The 18,006-nt window shown below is 72.0% G+C and carries 13 protein-coding genes and 1 pseudogene; 8 read left to right on the top strand and 6 right to left on the bottom strand.

Features of this window, described 5'->3' with window-relative positions; genetic code table 11:
* The first annotated feature begins 130 nt into the window (after positions 1 to 130).
* From K6I33_RS16130 to K6I33_RS16100, 7 genes are all read left to right on the top strand, one after another.
* Positions 131 to 1,465 (top strand): sensor histidine kinase, encoded by a 1,335-nt coding sequence (locus K6I33_RS16130; RefSeq protein ID WP_229352430.1) that lies wholly within the window; start codon positions 131 to 133, stop codon positions 1,463 to 1,465.
* A 146-nt stretch (positions 1,466 to 1,611) separates the two neighbouring features.
* A complete protein-coding gene (locus tag K6I33_RS16125; protein WP_229352434.1) occupies positions 1,612 to 2,271 on the top strand; it encodes a response regulator transcription factor in 660 nt (219 codons plus the stop codon).
* A gap of 219 nt (positions 2,272 to 2,490) precedes the next feature.
* On the top strand, positions 2,491 to 4,479 hold the full coding sequence (locus K6I33_RS16120; RefSeq protein ID WP_229352426.1) for a 2-oxoacid:acceptor oxidoreductase subunit alpha: 1,989 nt from the start codon (positions 2,491 to 2,493) through the stop codon (positions 4,477 to 4,479).
* The gene (locus K6I33_RS16115) at positions 4,472 to 5,521 is read left to right on the top strand and encodes a 2-oxoacid:ferredoxin oxidoreductase subunit beta (RefSeq protein ID WP_229352424.1); all 1,050 of its coding nucleotides are present in this window, start codon (positions 4,472 to 4,474) and stop codon (positions 5,519 to 5,521) included. Before K6I33_RS16120 ends, K6I33_RS16115 begins: the two co-directional genes overlap by 8 nt.
* Positions 5,522 to 5,610: 89 nt before the next feature.
* The gene (locus tag K6I33_RS16110) at positions 5,611 to 7,575 is read left to right on the top strand and encodes an APC family permease (RefSeq protein ID WP_229352422.1); all 1,965 of its coding nucleotides are present in this window, start codon (positions 5,611 to 5,613) and stop codon (positions 7,573 to 7,575) included.
* Between the two features lie 79 nt (positions 7,576 to 7,654).
* A complete protein-coding gene (rarD, locus tag K6I33_RS16105) occupies positions 7,655 to 8,656 on the top strand; it encodes an EamA family transporter RarD (RefSeq protein WP_229352418.1) in 1,002 nt (333 codons plus the stop codon).
* Between the two features lie 111 nt (positions 8,657 to 8,767).
* On the top strand, positions 8,768 to 10,144 hold the full coding sequence (locus K6I33_RS16100; protein ID WP_229352412.1) for a M28 family metallopeptidase: 1,377 nt from the start codon (positions 8,768 to 8,770) through the stop codon (positions 10,142 to 10,144).
* 37 nt (positions 10,145 to 10,181) lie between these two features.
* On the opposite strand, the gene K6I33_RS16095 is transcribed toward K6I33_RS16100, so the two are convergent.
* The 6 genes from K6I33_RS16095 to K6I33_RS16070 form a co-directional block, all read right to left on the bottom strand.
* Positions 10,182 to 11,048: an ABC transporter permease gene (locus K6I33_RS16095; RefSeq protein WP_229352411.1), complete on the bottom strand. Its 867-nt coding sequence runs from the start codon at positions 11,046 to 11,048 to the stop codon at positions 10,182 to 10,184.
* Complete coding sequence (locus tag K6I33_RS16090) at positions 11,035 to 12,012, bottom strand: ATP-binding cassette domain-containing protein (protein ID WP_374284741.1); 978 nt, start codon at positions 12,010 to 12,012, stop codon at positions 11,035 to 11,037. Before K6I33_RS16090 ends, K6I33_RS16095 begins: the two co-directional genes overlap by 14 nt.
* A gap of 61 nt (positions 12,013 to 12,073) precedes the next feature.
* Positions 12,074 to 13,369, bottom strand: a complete 1,296-nt coding sequence (locus K6I33_RS16085) for a sigma-E factor regulatory protein RseB domain-containing protein (protein ID WP_229352405.1) — start codon at positions 13,367 to 13,369, stop codon at positions 12,074 to 12,076.
* A 166-nt stretch (positions 13,370 to 13,535) separates the two neighbouring features.
* Positions 13,536 to 14,549, bottom strand: coding sequence for a polyprenyl synthetase family protein (locus K6I33_RS16080; RefSeq protein ID WP_229352403.1), 1,014 nt, complete (start codon positions 14,547 to 14,549; stop codon positions 13,536 to 13,538).
* A 217-nt stretch (positions 14,550 to 14,766) separates the two neighbouring features.
* The gene (locus K6I33_RS16075; protein ID WP_229352402.1) at positions 14,767 to 15,987 is read right to left on the bottom strand and encodes an NAD(P)-binding domain-containing protein; all 1,221 of its coding nucleotides are present in this window, start codon (positions 15,985 to 15,987) and stop codon (positions 14,767 to 14,769) included.
* Between the two features lie 71 nt (positions 15,988 to 16,058).
* Entirely contained in the window at positions 16,059 to 17,333 is a 1,275-nt protein-coding gene (locus tag K6I33_RS16070; protein ID WP_229352400.1) for an ATP-grasp domain-containing protein, read from the bottom strand.
* Between the two features lie 329 nt (positions 17,334 to 17,662).
* Here K6I33_RS16070 and K6I33_RS16065 point away from each other — a divergent pair.
* Positions 17,663 to 18,006 (top strand): annotated as a pseudogene (locus K6I33_RS16065) (fumarylacetoacetase); the annotation flags it as partial.

Raw genomic sequence — 18,006 nt, 5'->3', positions numbered from 1 at the left:
ACCGAAAGGTGGGGGTTTCCCCACCCGGAGGACACCCACCCGCCTCATGGTCCCCGGCTCCCCGTCCGGAGAGCCTTGAAGGGACACAGCCGCCCAGGCGGACGCAACCGCCCCACGAGGACAGGACGACATGGCCATCGACCACGCAGCCGGGACCCGCCACCGGGTGCCCGCCGTGCTGCGCGCCCCGCTGGAGGGACGCACCTGGCGGGAGTTCCTCTATCTGCTGACGAGCCTGCCGATCGCGGCCGTCGCCTTCTCGTTCGCCATCGCCCTGACCGCCGCGGGCGTCGGCACCCTGGTCACGTTCGTCGGGGTGCCCCTGCTGGCCGCCACCCTCGCCGCCGCGCGCGGGCTGGGCGTCCTGGAGCGGGCGCGGGCCCGGGGGCTGCTGCGGCTGGAGATCGCCGAGCCCGAGCCGGTCCGCCCCCGGCGGCGCCGCGACGGGCGGCCCGCCGGCCCGATGGCCTGGGTGGGCGCGCTGTTCAAGAGCGGCACGTCCTGGCGTCACCTGCTCTACGCGGTGGTGCACTTCCCGTGGGCGCTGTTCACGTTCGTCCTGTCGCTGGTGCTGTGGTCGGTCGGCTGGTCCCTCTTCCTCTACCCGGCCTGGCAGTGGACGCTGCCCGCCTACGCGCACCAGCCGGGGATCCAGCTCTACGGCGACTCGAACGGCCACTCCTTCCACCTCGACAGCTCCTTCGAGATCGGCCTCACCTGCGCCATCGGTCTCGTCCTCGTGCTGTTCACCCCGTGGGTGATCCGGGGCCTGGCCCACGTCGACCGGCTGCTGGTGCGCGGGCTGCTGGGGCCGTCGCGGCTGGCGGAGCGCGTCTGGGAGCTGGAGGAGGACCGGGGCGTGGTCGTGGACACCGCCGCCGCCGACCTCCGCCGTATCGAGCGCGACCTCCACGACGGCGCCCAGGCCCGTCTCGTCTCCCTCGCCATGGAGCTGGGCCTGGCGAAGGAGCTGGTGGAACGGGACCCGGAGAAGGCCGCCCGCATGGTCGACGAGGCCCACGGCGAGGTGAAGATCGCCCTCCAGGAGCTCCGCGACCTCGCCCGCGGCATCCACCCCGCGATCCTCACCGACCGCGGCCTCGGCCCCGCCCTCGCCTCGCTGGCCGGGCGCTGCACCGTCCCGGTGACGACCGAGGTGGACCTGGACTCCCGCCCGGCGCCCGCCATCGAGGGCATCGCCTACTTCACCGTCTCCGAGCTCCTGCAGAACATCAGCAAGCACAGCCGGGCGCGCTCCGCCCAGGTGGACGTCTGGCGCTCGGGCGACCGGCTGATGCTGCGGGTGTGGGACGACGGGCGCGGCGGCGCCGGGACCACGAGCGGCAGCGGACTGGCCGGGCTCGCCGAGCGGCTGGACTCGGTGGACGGGCTCCTGGCGATCGACTCCCCGGCCGGCGGCCCCACGACCGTCACCGCCGGGCTCCCCTGGCGCGCCCGGGGGTAGCGCTCCCGGCGGCCGGCGCGCGTCCCGCGCCGGCCGCCCCGGCCTCGCGCCGCCCGCTCCGGCCCCGGATGCTGCGATGCTGACGCTGTACGAACCACGTCGGCAGATGCCAGGGGGCAGGAGAAAACGTGATCGTGGACGACAGCGTGCGGGTGGTCATCGCCGAGGACTCGGTGCTGCTCAGGGAGGGCCTGACCCGGCTGCTCACCGATCTGGGGCACGAGGTCGTGGCCGGCGTGGGCGACGCGGAGGGGCTGCTCAAGACGATCGCCGAGCTCTCCGCCGCCGGCGCCCTCCCCGATGTGGTCGTCGCGGACGTCCGGATGCCCCCGACCCACACCGACGAGGGCGTCCGCGCGGCGGTGCGGCTGCGCCGCGACCACCCGGAGCTGGGGGTGCTGGTCTTCTCGCAGTACGTCGAGGAGCAGTACGCGACGGAGCTGCTGGCGGGCAGCACCCGGGGCGTCGGCTATCTGCTGAAGGACCGGGTCGCCGAGGTGCGCGAGTTCGTGGACGCGGTGGTCCGGGTCGCGCGCGGCGGGACCGCGCTGGACCCCGAGGTCGTCGCCCAGTTGCTGGGCCGCAGCCGCAAGCAGGACGTGCTGGCCGGGCTCACCCCGCGCGAGCGGGAGGTCCTCGGGCTGATGGCCGAGGGCCGGACGAACTCGGCCATCGCCAAGCAGCTCGTGGTCAGCGACGGCGCGGTGGAGAAGCACGTCAGCAACATCTTCCTGAAGCTGGGGCTCTCCCCGAGCGAGGGCGACCACCGCCGGGTGCTGGCGGTGCTCACGTATCTGCGGTCCTGACCCCTTCCCGGGCTCCCGGGTTCCCGGGCGGCCGTCCGGGAACCCGGGAGCCCGGGAACGGCGTGTCCGAAAAGGAAGGGCACCTCCTGGAGCATTACCGTCCGCTGTTGATTCGTTGATCCCCCCGGGGAAGGCTGCCCTTGCCCACGTACGATGGCCGTGGGATCGCCGGTCGGCGCCATCGTCCGGCCGGCGCCGCCACGAGGGAGGTCCGAAGCAGTGACCAGCCAGGTCAGCAGCCCGGCCGAACAGGCCGCATCAGACGGTCCGGGCGGCGAGGCCGACGCCCGTGAACGCCTCGCCGGACAACGCGGCCCGACCGACGGCCCGGACACCGGCGGCCCGGACGGCGCCAAGGAAGTCCGGCGCCTGGACCGGGTGATCATCCGTTTCGCGGGTGACTCGGGTGACGGCATGCAGCTCACCGGAGACCGGTTCACCTCCGAGACGGCGTCGTTCGGCAACGACCTCTCCACCCTGCCGAACTTCCCCGCCGAGATCCGGGCCCCCGCCGGCACCCTCCCGGGCGTGTCCTCGTTCCAGCTGCACTTCGCCGACCACGACATCCTCACCCCCGGCGACGCGCCGAACGTCCTGGTCGCGATGAACCCGGCCGCGCTCAAGGCCAATATCGCGGACGTGCCCCACGGCGCGGAGATCATCGTCAACACGGACGAGTTCACCAAGCGCCCCATGGCCAAGGTGGGTTACGACAGCAACCCGCTGGAGGACGGCTCCCTGGACGCGTACAACGTCCACCCGGTGCCGCTGACGACGCTGACCATCGAGGCGCTCAAGGAGTACGGCCTCTCCCGCAAGGAGGCGGAGCGCAGCAAGAACATGTTCGCGCTCGGCCTGCTGTCGTGGATGTACCACCGGCCGACCGAGAGCACCGAGGCGTTCCTGCGGAAGAAGTTCGCCAAGAAGCCGGAGATCGCGGAGGCCAACGTCACCGCCTTCCGGGCCGGCTGGAACTTCGGCGAGACGACGGAGGACTTCGCGGTCTCCTACGAGGTCGCCCCCGCCACCGCCGCCTTCCCGCCCGGCACCTACCGCAACATCTCCGGCAACCTCGCCCTGTCCTACGGCCTGATCGCCGCCGCCCGCCAGGCGGACCTGCCCCTCTACCTGGGCTCGTACCCGATCACCCCGGCCTCGGACATCCTCCACGAGCTGTCGAAGCACAAGAACTTCGGCGTGCGCACCTTCCAGGCCGAGGACGAGATCGCCGGCATCGGCGCGGCGCTGGGCGCGGCCTTCGGCGGCGCGCTCGCCGTGACCACCACCTCCGGCCCGGGCGTGGCCCTGAAGTCCGAGACCATCGGCCTGGCCGTCTCGCTCGAACTGCCGCTGCTGATCGTCGACATCCAGCGCGGCGGCCCCTCCACGGGTCTGCCCACCAAGACCGAGCAGGCGGATCTGCTCCAGGCGATGTACGGGCGCAACGGCGAGGCGCCCGTGCCGATCGTGGCCCCCCGGACGCCCGGCGACTGCTTCGCCGCCGCCCTGGACGCGGCCCGGATCGCGCTCACCTACCGGACCCCGGTCTTCCTGCTGAGCGACGGCTATCTGGCCAACGGCTCCGAGCCCTGGCGGGTCCCCGAGCCGGACGAGCTGCCCGATCTGCGGGTCCAGTTCGCCTCCGGGCCCAACCACACGCTCGCCGACGGCACCGAGGTCTTCTGGCCGTACAAGCGCGACCCCCACACCCTGGCCCGCCCCTGGGCCGTGCCCGGCACCCCCGGCCTGGAGCACCGCATCGGCGGCATCGAGAAGCAGGACGGCACGGGCAACATCTCCTACGACCCGGCCAACCACGACTTCATGGTCCGCGCCCGCCAGGCCAAGACCGACGGGATCACCGTGCCCGACATGGAAGTCGACGACCCCACCGGCGACGCGCGCGTCCTCGTCCTCGGCTGGGGCTCGACGTACGGGCCGATCACGGCGGCCGTACGGCGCGTGCGGGCGGGCGGCGGCGCCGTCGCCCAGGCCCATCTGCGCCATCTCAACCCCTTCCCCGGGAATCTCGGGGAGGTCCTCGGGCGTTACGAGAAGGTGGTCGTACCGGAGATGAACCTCGGTCAGCTCGCCACTCTGCTGCGGGCGAAGCACCTCGTCGACATCCGCTCGTACACCCAGGTGAGCGGAATGCCGTTCAAGGCCGAGCAGCTCGCCACCGTGCTCAAGGAGGCCATCGATGACTGAGGCGCTGAAGCTGGTGCCCAAGGCCGAAGCCCGGCAGACGATGAAGGACTTCAAGTCCGACCAGGAGGTGCGCTGGTGCCCCGGCTGCGGTGACTACGCCATCCTCGCCGCCGTCCAGGGCTTCATGCCCGAGCTCGGGCTGGCGAAGGAGAACATCGTCTTCGTCTCCGGCATCGGCTGCTCCTCCCGCTTCCCGTACTACATGAACACCTACGGGATGCACTCCATCCACGGCCGCGCCCCGGCCATCGCCACCGGCCTCGCCACCTCGCGCCGCGATCTGTCGGTGTGGGTCGTCACGGGCGACGGCGACGCGCTGTCCATCGGCGGCAACCACCTCATCCACGCCCTGCGGCGGAACGTCAACCTGAAGATCCTGCTGTTCAACAACCGGATCTACGGGCTGACCAAGGGCCAGTACAGCCCGACCTCCGAGGTCGGCAAGATCACCAAGTCCACGCCCATGGGCTCCCTGGACGCGCCCTTCAACCCCGTGTCGCTGGCGCTCGGCGCGGAGGCCTCCTTCGTCGCCCGCACGGTGGACTCCGACCGCAAGCACCTCACGGAGGTCCTGCGGCAGGCGGCCGACCACCCGGGGACGGCGCTCGTGGAGATCTACCAGAACTGCAACATCTTCAACGACGGCGCGTTCGAGGCCCTCAAGGACAAGCAGCAGGCCGAGGAGGCGGTGATCCGCCTGGAGCACGGCGCGCCCATCCGCTTCGGCGTGGACGGCGCCAAGGGTGTCGTGAGGGACCCGGCCACGGGCGATCTGAAGGTCGTCGCGGTGACGCCGGAGAACGAGGCGTCCGTGCTGGTCCACGACGCGCGCACGGCGTCCCCCACCACGGCCTTCGCCCTCTCCCGCCTCGCCGACCCGGACACGCTGCACCACACGCCGATCGGCGTCTTCCGCAGCGTGGACCGGCCGGTGTACGACACGCTGATGGCGGATCAGCTGGAGGCGGCGGTCGAGCAGAAGGGGAAGGGCGACCTGGCCGCCCTGCTGGCGGGCCAGGACACCTGGACGGTCGTCGGATAGATCCGCGCCAAACGCCGGACGGGCTGTTTTCGGCCCGTCCGGCGGGGCGTCTGACGCCCCGGCGGCTGGGCAGCCGCTCTCATATGAACATGGTCGAGCCCGAACCACCCGTCGTCCGCGACCGCCCCGCCTACCGCCTCAAGCGCGCGATCCTCGGCCCGCCCCTGGTCACCGAGCGGCTCTCCCAGGAGAAGCTGTCCAATCCGATGGCGCTCGGCGTCCTCGCCTCCGACTGCATCTCGTCGACCGCGTACGGCACCGAGGAGATGCTCCGCATCCTCGTGCCCGTCGTCGGTCTCGCCGCCTTCACGCTGCTCATGCCGGTGACCGGCGCGATCCTCCTGGTGCTGCTGCTCCTGACGCTGTCCTACCGGGACGTGGTGTCCGTCTACACCCGCGCGGGCGGCTCGTACGTCGTCGCGCGCGAGAACTTCGGGCCGCGCGTCGCGCAGATCGCCGCCGTGGCGCTGCTCGTCGACTACATCGTCACGGTCGCCGTGCAGACCTCCGCCGGCACCGACGCCCTCATCTCCCTCGCCCACCTCGCCGGCAACGGCTACACCGGCCTCGACCACCTCAAGCTCCCCATCACGGCGGGAGTGGTGGTGCTGCTGATGTACGGGAATCTGCGCGGGCTGCGGGAGGCGGGACGGGCGTTCGCCGCGCCCGCGTATCTCTTCATGATCGCCGTGGCGGCGATGCTGGTCGTGGGGCTGCTGAGGGCGCTGGACGGCGGGCTGCCGCACGCGGACGTCCACGCCCAGGGCGCGGTCCCGCTGGGCGAGCCCGGGCACGGCTGGCTGTACGGGGCGTCGCTCTTCATGGTGCTGCGCGCCTTCGCCAACGGCGGCTCCTCCCTGACCGGCCTGGAGGCCATCTCCAACGGGGTCTCCGCCTTCCGCCGCCCCCAGGGCGTCAACGCCCGGCGGACGCTCACGGCGATGAGCTGCGTCCTGGGCGTCATGGTCTTCGGCGTCTCCGCGCTCGCCCACTTCACCCACGCCGTCCCCTACGCCGACGGCAACCCCACCGTCATCGCCCAGGAGGCCCATCTGATCTTCGGCGACGGCTGGGCGGGCACCGCCGGGCTCGTCTACGTCCAGCTCGCGACCGCGCTCATCCTCTACACGGGCGCCAACACGCCCTTCACCGGCTTCCCCTTCCTCGCCAGCTTCGTCGCCGAGGACCGCTTCCTGCCCCGGCAGCTGATGCGGCGCGGCCACCGGCTCGCCTTCTCCAACGGGATCATCAGCCTCACCGTCGTCTCGCTGGCGCTGCTGCTGGTGACGCGCGCCAGCGTCGACAAGCTCGTCGCGCTGTACGCCATCGGCGTCTTCACCGGCTTCACGATGGCGGCGGCCGGGATGACGGCCCACTACTGGCGGCGCCGGGAGTCGCTCTGGAGGACGGCGGTGAACCTCGCCGCGGCGGTGGTCTCCGCGCTGGTGGTCGTGATCTTCGCGATCACCAAGTTCACGGAGGGCGCCTGGCTGGTCGTGGTGGTCTTCCCGCTCGGGGTGTGGGCGCTGATCCGCATCAACCGCCAGTACCGGGAGGAGGCCGCGGCCCTGGAGAACGTCCCCGCGTACACCTCGGACCGCCCCCACTGGCGGCGGCACGTGGTGCACGTCCTCGTCGAGAACCTCGACCTGGCCACGATCAAGGCCCTGCGGTACGCGCACGAGCTGCGCCCCGACGAGGTGCGCGCCCTCCACTTCGTCATCGACGAGCCCCGGGCGCGGCGGCTGGTGGCCCGCTGGGACGAGTCGTCCGGCACGACCGTCCCGCTGGAGCTCGTGGACTGCCCCGACCGCCGGCTGCGGCACGCCGTGGCCGCGCACGCCGCCCGGACGACGGCCGACGGCACGACCGCCCTCACCCTGCTGATCCCCCGCCGCACCTACTCCTCCCTGGGCCGGCTGCTGCACCGCGGCACGGCGGAGGAGATGGCCCGGGTGCTGGAGCAGCTGCCGAACGTCGCGGTGACGATCCTGCCCTTCGATGTCACCAGCGCGATGGAACGTGTCCGCGCGGGACACGCACCACGACCGTAATGCGATACGGGCATGACATCCCCTCTCGCCTGGGACTACCGTCGCTAGGTCGCCGTCGCCGCACCCCAGGGAGGGACCCGTGTCACCCGAGCCAGCACGTACCGAAACCCGGGCAGGACTGCTCTACGGGGTGGCCGCCTATGGCATCTGGGGGCTGTTCCCCCTCTTCTGGCCACTCCTGGAGCCCGCCGGGGCGATCGAGATCCTCGCGCACCGCATGGTGTGGTCCCTGGTCACGGTCGCGGCCGTGCTGGCCCTGACCAAGCGCTGGAGCTGGATACGCCCGCTGCTGCGGCAGCCGAAACGACTGGCGATGGCGGCCGTGGGCGCCGTCGTCATCTCCGCGAACTGGTGGGTCTACATCTGGGCCGTGAACTCCGGCCACGTCGTGGAGACCTCCCTGGGCTACTTCATCAACCCCCTCGCCACCATCGGCCTGGGCGTCTTCGCGCTGCGCGAGCGGCTGCGCCCGGCGCAGTGGGCGGCGGTCGGCGTGGGCGTCGCCGCCGTCATCGTGCTGGCCGTGGGCTACGGCAAGCCGCCGTGGATCGCGCTCGCCATCGCGGCGACCTTCAGCACCTACAGCCTGGTGAAGAAGAAGGTGGGGCTGGGCGGCCTGGAGTCGATGGCCGTCGAGACCGCCGTGCAGTTCCTGCCGGCGCTCGTGGTGCTGATCGTGCTCGGCGCCCGTGGGCAGTCGACCTTCACCTCCGAGGGCGGCGGGCACACCCTGCTCCTGCTGTGCACCGGTGTGATCACCGCGATTCCGCTGGTCTCCTTCGGCGCGGCCGCGGTGCGGCTGCCGCTGTCGGTGCTCGGGATGATGCAGTACTTCGCCCCCGTCTTCCAGTTCGCCCTCGGGCTGTTCGTCTTCCACGAGGCGATGCCGGCGGAGCGCTGGGCCGGCTTCGCGCTCGTGTGGCTCGCGCTGGCCGTGCTCACCTGGGACGGACTGCGCACGGCGCGTCACGCTCAGCTGGAGCTGAGGGAGGCCAAGGAGCGGGCCTCAAGTGGTAACACAGAAAACACAATTGCCCCCGAGACCTCCCAGGCCACAGAAACCACAGCTCAACGCGGTTGAGCATCCGACCGATATCCGGAAACCGGTGATCGGTGTCCGAAAGCCGCTCTTGACGCGCTTTCGGGGGGCCCTCAACATCATGGCCACGTCAAACAGAGTTGGGAGCCCCCCATGCTTGCACTCAACGGACCAGCCCTGCCCCCGCCCCGAAGAGCACGTACCGCCACCGCCCTGCTCGCCTCGGGCGCGGCCGTCACCGCGGCCCTTCTGGGCGTCTCCTCCGTCCCGGCGACCGCGGCTCCCACCACCGCGACCGCCGGGCGGAGCACCGCCGCCAAGTCCGTGGCGGCACCCGACATATCCGTGGCCAACGTCAAGGCCCACCTCAACCAGCTCCAGTCGATCGCCACCGCCAACGGCGGCAACCGCGCCCACGGCCGCAGCGGTTACAAGGCGTCCCTCGACTATGTGAAGGGCAAGCTGGACGCGGCCGGTTTCACCACCACCGTCCAGCAGTTCACCTCCTCGGGCGCCACCGGCTACAACCTCATCGCCGACTGGCCCGGCGGGGACGCCAACCACGTGGTCTTCGCCGGATCCCACCTCGACTCCGTCGGCCGCGGCCCCGGCATCAACGACAACGGCTCCGGCTCGGCGGGCATCCTCGAGGTCGCCCTCACCGTCGCCAAGCAGAACTACAAGCCCGACAAGCACCTCCGCTTCGCCTGGTGGGGCGCCGAGGAACTGGGCATGGTCGGGTCGAAGTACTACGTCAACAACCTGCCCGCCGCCGAGCGCGCGAAGATCGACGGCTATCTGAACTTCGACATGATCGGCTCGCCCAACCCGGGCTACTTCGTCTACGACGACGACGCGCGGCTCGAAGGCGTCTTCAAGGACTTCTTCGCCACCCGCAACATCCCCACCGAGATAGAGACCGAGGGCGACGGCCGCTCCGACCACGCGCCCTTCAAGAACGCGGGCATAGCCGTCGGCGGTCTCTTCAGCGGCGCGGACTACATCAAGACCGCCGAGCAGGCCCAGAAGTGGGGCGGCACGTCCGGCCTGGCGTTCGACCGCTGCTACCACGCCTCGTGCGACTCGATCTCGAACATCAACGACACGGCGCTCGACAACAACAGCGACGCGATCGCCCACGCGATCTGGACCCTGAGCGGCGGCTCCACCACCCCGCCCGGCGGCACCGTCTTCGAGAGCAAGGCCCAGGTCGCCATCCCCGACGCGGGCCCGGCCGTGGAGTCCCCGATCACCGTCTCCGGCGTCACCGGCAACGCGCCCGCCGCGCTCAAGGCCGGCGTCGACATCAAGCACACCTACCGGGGCGACCTGGTCGTCGACCTCGTCGGCCCGAGCGGGCGCGCCTACCGGCTGAAGGCCTCCGACCCGAACGACTCGGCGGCCGACATCAGCACCACCTTCACGGTCAACGCCTCGGCGGAGACCGCGAACGGCACGTGGAAGCTCCGCGTGCAGGACGTCGCCGCGCAGGACGAGGGCTACGTGGCGGGCTGGAAGCTCACGTTCTGACCGGGACTCCGCCCCGGACCCGGTCCGGGGCGGAGGCTCACACCGTCACGTCCCGCGACGTGAAGCGCGCCCACGCCGCCGAGCCGAAGACGGCCACGTACAACCCCTGCAGCCCCAGGTTGCGCAGGATCTGATCCCAGTACACCGGGTCCCGCAGCAGATCCGCGAAACTCAGCCAGTAGTGCGGAAACAGATACGGCTGAACCGCGCTGAGCTGCGGGAACTGGTCCAGGATCTGCACCGTGATCAGCAGCCCCACCGTCGTGGCCATCGCCGCGATCCCGCTGTTGGTGAGCGTCGAGACGAACAGGCCCAGCGCCGCGAGCCCGGTCAGCGACAGGGCGACCGTCCCGGCGATCGCCAGCCCGCGCAGCAGCCCCTCGCCGAACGACACCGTCGTCCCGCTGATCAGCGTCACATCGCCGACCGGGAAGAGCAGCGCGCCCACCGCCAGCGCCGAGACGGCGACGACGAACGTGGCGGCGAAGGCGAAGAGGACCGTCGTCGTGAACTTGGCGAGCAGCAGCCGGGTCCGCCCGGCCGGGGCGACCAGCAGATAGCGCAGCGTGCCCGCGGAGGCCTCGCCCGCCACGGAGTCGCCCGCGATCACCCCGATCGCCATCGGCAGGAAGAACGGCAGGGTCGCGGCGAGCGAGGCGAAGACGAGGAAGAGGCCGTTCCCGGCGACCTGCCCGATGAAGGCCGGGCCGCCCCCACCCCCGTCACGGCCCGCCGACCCGCCGCGGCCCGTCTCGATCCGCACCGCGACGCCGACGAGGACCGGCACGGCCGCCAGCACGCCCAGCAGGGCGAGGGTGCGCCAGCGCCGGAAGGTCGTCGTCACCTCGCTGCCGAACAGCGACAGCGACGGCATCCGGAACGGCAGCGCCTCAGCCCGCGACATCGAAACCCTCCCCCGTCAGGGCGACGAACGCGTCCTCCAGCGAGGCCCGCTCGGTGCCGAAGGACCGTACGCGCACGTCCGCCCGGACGAGCGCGGCGTTGAGACCGGCGAGGTCCGTGTCCGGGCCGCCGGGCGGGAGTTCGCCGGTGACGCGGTCGTCGATGACCGTGAGGTCGTTCACGCCGTGCTCCTTGAGGACCCGCACGGCCTCCGCCGTGTCGGGAGTGGTGACGGCCAGCCGGCCGCGGGCCGAGGCGGCGAGCTCCCGGACCGTGCCCTGGGTGAGGAGCCGGCCCTGGGCCATGACGGCGGCGTGGGTGCAGACCTGCTCGATCTCGTCGAGGAGGTGGGAGGAGAGGAAGACCGTGGTGCCCTCCGCCGCCAGCCCGCGCACCAGGGCGCGGATCTCGCGCATGCCCTGCGGGTCGAGGCCGTTGGTGGGCTCGTCGAGGACGAGGAGCTCGCGCGGCCGGAGCAGGGCGGCGGCCAGGCCGAGCCGCTGCTTCATACCGAGGGAGTAGGCGCGGGCCTTCTTGCCCGCCGCGCTCGTCAGCCCCACCCGTTCCAGCGCGGCGCCGACGCGGGCGGCGCGGGTGCGGGGGTCGGTGGTGGGGTCGGCGGCGTCGAACCGTACGAGGTTGTCGCGGCCGGAGAGGAAGCCGTAGAGCGCGGGGCCCTCGATCAGGGCCCCCACCCCGGGCAGGACGCGCCGCCCGGCGCGCGGCATCTCCTGGCCGAGCACCCGGGCGGCACCGGACGTGGGCTCGATGAGGCCCATGAGCATCCGGATGGTGGTGGTCTTCCCGGAACCGTTGGGACCGAGGAAGCCGAAGACGCTGCCGCGCGGCACGACGAGGTCGAGCCGGTCGACGGCGAGCTGACCGCCGAAGCGCTTCGTCAGCGCGACCGTCTCGATCACGGCGCCCTCCACGGTGTCTCCTCTCGCCCTGCGGCCCAGGGCCACTCGGAGGCCCGGAGGCGCCGCGTACGCGCGCGCTCCGGGCCATGGCGGGGCGGCAGCCCGCCTACTTCGCGTTCGCCGCCTTGACCAGCGCGTCCTTGGTGACCGCGCCGATGTAGACCTTGCCGTCGTCCGTCATCAGGGCGTTGACGATCCGGGTGCTGTAGACCCGGCCGGAGCCGAAGTCGCCCGAGACCTTGGTGCCGAAGCCGTCCAGCAGGGCCTGGGCGTCCGCGCCGCCCTTGCCGCCGGCGCTCTTCTTCCCGCCGCCGGCACCCTTGCCGTTCAGCGCGGCCGAGGCGTCCTTGCCGGCGTCGAACTCGGCGATGGAGCCCCAGCCCTTGCCGATGACCTTCGACTTGGCGGCGTCGCCCCCGTCGACGCCGGGCATCCCCAGCATCCCGGGGAGGCCGCCCTCGTGGTCGCGGCCGGCCGGGGCCTTGCCCTTGGCGTCGTGCCCGTCCTCGGTCACCTTTGCGCCCTTGGGCGGGGTGAAGTCGAACGTGCCGGCGCCCGGCTTGCCGAAGTCGACCTTGGTGAAGCCCGCGTCGACGACCGCCTTGCCGCCGCCCTTGGGCGCGAGGGTGAACTTCAGCGGCACGCCGGTCTTCGCGTCGACCGCGATCCGGATCGAGCCGACCGTCGTGTCGTCCGCCTTGGGCTTGATCAGCAGCTGGTAGGCGTCCCGGCCGGCCACCTTGGCCGTGCCGTCCACGGTGACGGCAGTGGTCTCGTCGGCGGCGGCGAGGACCTTCTTGGCCAGCTCCTGCGGCGAGGCGCCGCCCAGGTCCTTCGGCAGCACGTCGCCCTTGGCGTCCTTGCCGCCCTTCGCGTCCTGCTGCGGCGCCTTGGAGTGGTGCACGGTGTTGCTGGAGCTGTCGTACGCCCAGACGTCGGCGCCGTTGCGGACGACGCTGTACTCGGCGGCGCGCTCGACGATCGACACCCGCTGCTTGTCGGGTCCGTCGACGGCCAGCCGCAGCGTGTGCGAACCGGTGGCGAGCTCGGTGAGCTTGGACTGCGGGGACGGCGCGGAGCCGTCCTTCTTCCCCTCGCCCTTCTTGCCCCCGTCGCCGAAGGAGAGGCCCGACGGCAGCGAGGGGAGGCCCAGATCGGTATTGATCTTGATCGATCCGGACATCCGCTGGGTGTCCGACCGGGCCATCTTGGCTATGAGGTCCTGCGCGCTGATCTTCGGAAGGTCCGGGTCACCGGTGCTGGCGAGGGCGGACCCGATGCCGATCGTGGCCGCCGCGACTCCCGCCACCGCGACGGGCACGGCGTAGCGGACGGCCTTGCGGCGGCGCCGGGCCGGGCCCTCGAAGTCCTGCGCCTCTGGTGTGGGCTGGTTCCCTGCCATGTGCTCTACCCTCCGTCGTCGGCAGCGGCCTTACCCTTCGATTCCATCAGGGCGGCGGCTTCCCGTCGTCAGCCGACGGGATCAACTGCCCGTACGCCTTGGGTATGACGCGATAACCACGAGGCTGAGTTCCCCAGGAGTCCTCAGGGGTCCTCAGGGGCGGTCGCTAGCCCGCGCGGTGGACCACCGCGTCGCACAGCTCTTCGAGCGCCGCCTTGGCGGAGCAATCGGGCAGCGGGGCCAGGGTCGCGCGGGCCTCCTCGGCGTAGCGGACCGTGTCCCGGCGGGCCTGCTCCAGCGCCGGGTGGGCGCGCAGCCGGCGGAGCACCTCGGCGTGGAGGGCGTCGTCGGCGAGGTCGCCCTCGAGCATCCGGCACAGCTCCAGGTCCTCGGGGTCGCCGGTGGCGGCGGCCCGGGCCCGCAGATGGAGCACGGGCAGGGTGGGGATGCCCTCGCGGAGGTCGGTGCCCGGGGTCTTGCCGGACTCGTGGGAGTCGCTGGCGATGTCCAGCACGTCGTCGGCGAGCTGGAAGGCGATGCCCAGGCGCTCGCCGTAATGGGTGAGGATCTCGACGACGCGCTCGTCGGCGCCGGACATCATGGCGCCGTAGCGGCCGGCGACGGCCACCAGCGAGCCGGTCTTGCCGGCGAGGACGTCGAGGTAGTGCTCGATGGGGTCGCGGCCGTTCTGCGGGCCGGCGGTCTCCAGGATCTGGCCGGTGACGAGGCGCTCGAAGGCCTCGGCCTGGATCCGCACGGCCTCGGGGCCGAGGTCGGCGAGGATCCGCGAGGCGCGGGAGAAGAGGAAGTCGCCGGTGAGAACGGCGACGGAGTTGCCCCAGTTGACATTGGCGCTGGGCACGCCACGGCGGACGTCGGCCTCGTCCATGACGTCGTCGTGGTAGAGGGTGGCCAGGTGGGTGAGCTCGACGACGACGGCCGAGGGCACCACACCGGGGGCGTAGGGGTCGCCGAACTGCGCGGCGAGCGTCACCAGCAGGGGGCGGAACCGCTTGCCTCCGGCCTTGACCAGGTGCTGGGCGGCCTCGGTGATGAAGGGGACGCCGCTCTTGGTGGCCTCGATGAGGCCCTCCTCGACAGCGGCCAACCCGGCCTGGACATCGGCTTCAAGAGCCTGGTCCCGCACGCTCAGCCCAAAGAAAGGCCCGACGACGGTCACGAGGGGTACTCCTGTCTGCCTGCGAACACGGGGATTGTCGATGTGTCGCTGTCTTCACCAAAAGTCAGCGTATCCGGTCGGCTGTCGATCACCGTGGGCACCCTCAGCCCCCATGGCAGGACAGTGGCCCCGGCTCCGCCGTGCGGCGGCGCCGGGGCCACTGCCCCCTTTCCGGCCATACTCCCCTAAAAGGCACAGCCCCTTAGATCGCAGTCCCTCACTCCAGCCCCGCCACCGCCCTGGCCAGCCGCGGGGAGGCGTACTCGGTGCCGCAGACGAAGCGCATGACGGGCCCGTAGCTGGCCGCGGCGGGCAGTCCCGTGAAGTGCAGACCGGGTACGGAGGAGCGATATCCGGCCGTCAGCCGGGGGCCTCCGGCGCTCACGGCGAGGCGGGTGCGCAGCCCGGTGCCGAGGAAGTCCATGGCCGCCACGTCCATCCGGTAGCCGGTGGCGGCGATGACGTGGTCGGCGCGGAGCTCGCTCTCGGCGCCGTCCCGGTCGGGGCCGTCGCCCGACGCTGTCAGCGTAAGAACCGGACGGCCTGATTCCACCCGGGCGCGGACGATCCGCTTCCCCTCCGTGACCCGCACCCGGCCCACGAAGCGCTCGCGCAGCCACCACGCGCCCAGCGGCCCCAGCACCCGGCGCACCAGATACTGCCGGGTCGGCGCGGGCAGCCGGCGGAAGCCGTCCGCGTAGTACGAGAAGGCATACAGCGACCAGGCCCGCCCGAACGGTGTGTCGGGCTTGAGCAGCGACTGCCCGTCGGGGGCCGCGCCGAAGCGGACCGCGCCCCGGCGCCGCGCCAGCACCCGTACCGACGCGCCCGCCTCGGCCAGCAGCACGGCGCTCTCCAGCGCCGACTGCCCGGCGCCCACGACCACGACGTCCTTCCCCGCGAAGACGGAGAGGTCCCGGTGCTGGGAGCTGTGCGAGACCGGCCCGCTCGCCGAGGGCCCGCCCGGGACGGCCGCCGCGAGCTCGGGCGGCAGCTGGGCCAGCCCGCTCAGCCCCGTGGCGACGACCACGGCCCGCGCCGTGAACTGCTCCCCCGAGTCCAGCTTCAGCTCGAAGCCCCCGCCGGGGCCGCGCCGGTCGACCGACACCACCCGCTCCCGCTCCAGCTGGGGCACCAGCCGCTGCTGGAACCACATCCCGTACCCGGCGAAGGTCTCCACCGGAATGGCGTCCCAGTCGGACTCGAAGCGCCGCTCGCCCACGTCCTGGCAATAGTCGAAAAGGGTGTGCCCGGGCTGGGGGGCGTCGATGTCGGAGGCGGCGGGAGTGGATTTCAGCAGCATCCCGGCGGGCATGTGCTCCCGCCAGCTCACCATCGGCGAGCCGAAGACACGTGTCGGCACGGCACGCGCTTTGAGGTGGGCTGCGGTCGAGAGGCCGTACGGACCGGCCCCGATGACGGCTACGGGAAGTGTCACGGATCCCCTCCCAGGGCACGCGGGGTGTTCGGTGTGGCGAACAGCGGCGTTATCAGTGGTGCTCTCGGGCGTTAGCGGTGGTGCTCTGCGGCCGAGGCGGCCGAGGCGGCGCGGCGCCGGGAGCGCCACAGCTGCCACAGATGACGGGCGCCCGGCCGTACGAACCGGGCGAGCATGGTGAAGAAGGGCTTCATGTCGTCACGGGCGGCCCACGCCAGCTCGGTGCCGCTGGCCCGGACAGGGGCGTGCGGGGTGGTGTAACCGCTGCGCCGGTAGGCGGCGAAGGCGGGCAGGTCGATGTTCTCGACGATGAAACGGCGGCCGGTGAGCTGCTCGGCCTCCGGGACGGCACGGCCGGTGAGGTCCAGGTGCTGGGCCCGGACGACGTCGATGCCGGCCTCGTTCTCGAAGAGGCGGAACTGGGCGCCCATGCGGGGGTTGAAATCCAGCAGCTTGTACCGGCCGTCACGCCGGTCGAAGCGCCAGTCCAGGTCGATGATCCCGCAGAAGCCGATCTGCTTGATGAACTGCGCGGCCATCGCCGCGAGTTCCGGGTTGTCGACGACATAGGCGTTGGCGGTCATGCCCGCGTGCGGCGGCCAGGAGCGCACCTTCACGCCCGTGAACATCGCCAGCGGGGTGGACTCGGCGTCGAAGTAGGCGTGGACGATCCAGTCCTCGGCGTGCTCGCGCGGCAGGTACTCCTGGAGGATCACCCCCGGGGAGGGCCCCCAGCCGCGCGCCAGGTCCAGCAGCTCCCGGGGCCCGCCGATGCGGGTGGTGCCGTGCACCGCGGGGCGCAGCCGCCTCTCGAACGCCTCGCGGTTCTTGGCGACGACCGGGAACGTGGCGACCGAGGCGTACTTCTCGATCTCCTCGAACGACGCGGGGAACAGCGTCACCGGGGCGGGCACCCCGTGCTCCACGCACAGCTCGTGCAGCCCCTGCTTGCTGGCCAGCCGGCGCGGCAGCGCGGGCTCCACGGGCGGGAAGAGGAAACGGCCCGCGAGCGCCTCGGCGTGCTCGGCGATCAGGACCGCCGCCTCCTCGTCGGTGGGGATCAGCACGGCCGGGCGCCCGATCCGCCGCCCGATCCCCAGCAGGCCCGCCACCAGCTCCTCCGCCCGCTCCGTGCCGGTCGTCGGCCAGACGAAGCCGGAGCGCAGATAGCGGGAGACGGCGGCGGGGGTCCATCTGTCCTCGGTGACGGCGTACATCGGAACGCCCAGCCTGCCGAGGCTGCGGATGGCGCCGACGCCGCCATGGTGCAGGGGATAGTCGCCGATCTTCACAATCAGCCCGGGTACGGACCGGTCCGCCGCCACGGGCGCGATCCTGCTCGCCACCAGCACCCCCCTCGGCCACCCAGCCTCAGCGGCCCCCCACTGTGTGTGACCCGACTTAGGACGCTACTTCGGAATCGACGTCTCCAGCAAGGAGTTACCGGACATTGCCCTCCCTTTAGCCAGCGGTCGGACACCTGTCGGACACCTCTTGCCCGAACGGACGCAGCCCGGCCGCCTCTCCCGGGGGACAACCCCCGGACCCCCGGCCGGAACCGCGGGCCGGCGGGGTCCGCCGAACCTGTATCGCCCAGGGAAACGTAAGTACTGTGTGGATCAGGTCACCGGGCCGACCAGGCCCCTGAGCTCACCGGAAGGCGAGGCAGCGTCCCATGCCCCAGAACCGCCCCGAGCTGCCCGAAGGCGACCCCTTCGGCGCGGACACCCTCCCGTACGGCGTCTTCACCACCGCGGACGCTCCCGACCGCCCCCGGATCGGCGTGCGCTACGGCGCGTACGTCCTGGACGCCGCCGCTGCCGCCGCCGACCGCGGCTCCGCCCACGCCGGTCTGCTGGCGGCGCCCACGCTCAACCCCCTGCTGGCCGCCGGCCGCCCCACCTGGCAGGCCGTGCGCGCGGAGGTCCGCGGCTGGCTGGACGGGCCGTACTTCCACCCGCTGGAGGAGGTCACCCTGCGGCTGCCGTTCGAGGTCGCCGACTACGTCGACTTCTACGC

This window comes from Streptomyces sp. UNOB3_S3 (assembly GCF_020740895.1).
Taxonomy (GTDB): domain Bacteria; phylum Actinomycetota; class Actinomycetes; order Streptomycetales; family Streptomycetaceae; genus Streptomyces.
The sequence above is the reverse complement of the archived record's forward strand: the minus strand, read 5'-3'. Positions and strand labels throughout refer to the sequence as shown.

Excerpts from the sequence above, each read along its gene's own strand:
- K6I33_RS16110 (WP_229352422.1), top strand. The coding sequence starts at position 5,611 with ATGGTCGAGCCCGAACCACCCGTCGTCCGCGACCGCCCCGCCTACCGC.
- K6I33_RS16095 (WP_229352411.1), bottom strand. The coding sequence starts at position 11,048 with ATGTCGCGGGCTGAGGCGCTGCCGTTCCGGATGCCGTCGCTGTCGCTG.
- K6I33_RS16100 (WP_229352412.1), top strand. The coding sequence starts at position 8,768 with ATGCTTGCACTCAACGGACCAGCCCTGCCCCCGCCCCGAAGAGCACGT.
- K6I33_RS16130 (WP_229352430.1), top strand. The coding sequence starts at position 131 with ATGGCCATCGACCACGCAGCCGGGACCCGCCACCGGGTGCCCGCCGTG.
- K6I33_RS16115 (WP_229352424.1), top strand. The coding sequence starts at position 4,472 with ATGACTGAGGCGCTGAAGCTGGTGCCCAAGGCCGAAGCCCGGCAGACG.
- K6I33_RS16085 (WP_229352405.1), bottom strand. The coding sequence starts at position 13,369 with ATGGCAGGGAACCAGCCCACACCAGAGGCGCAGGACTTCGAGGGCCCG.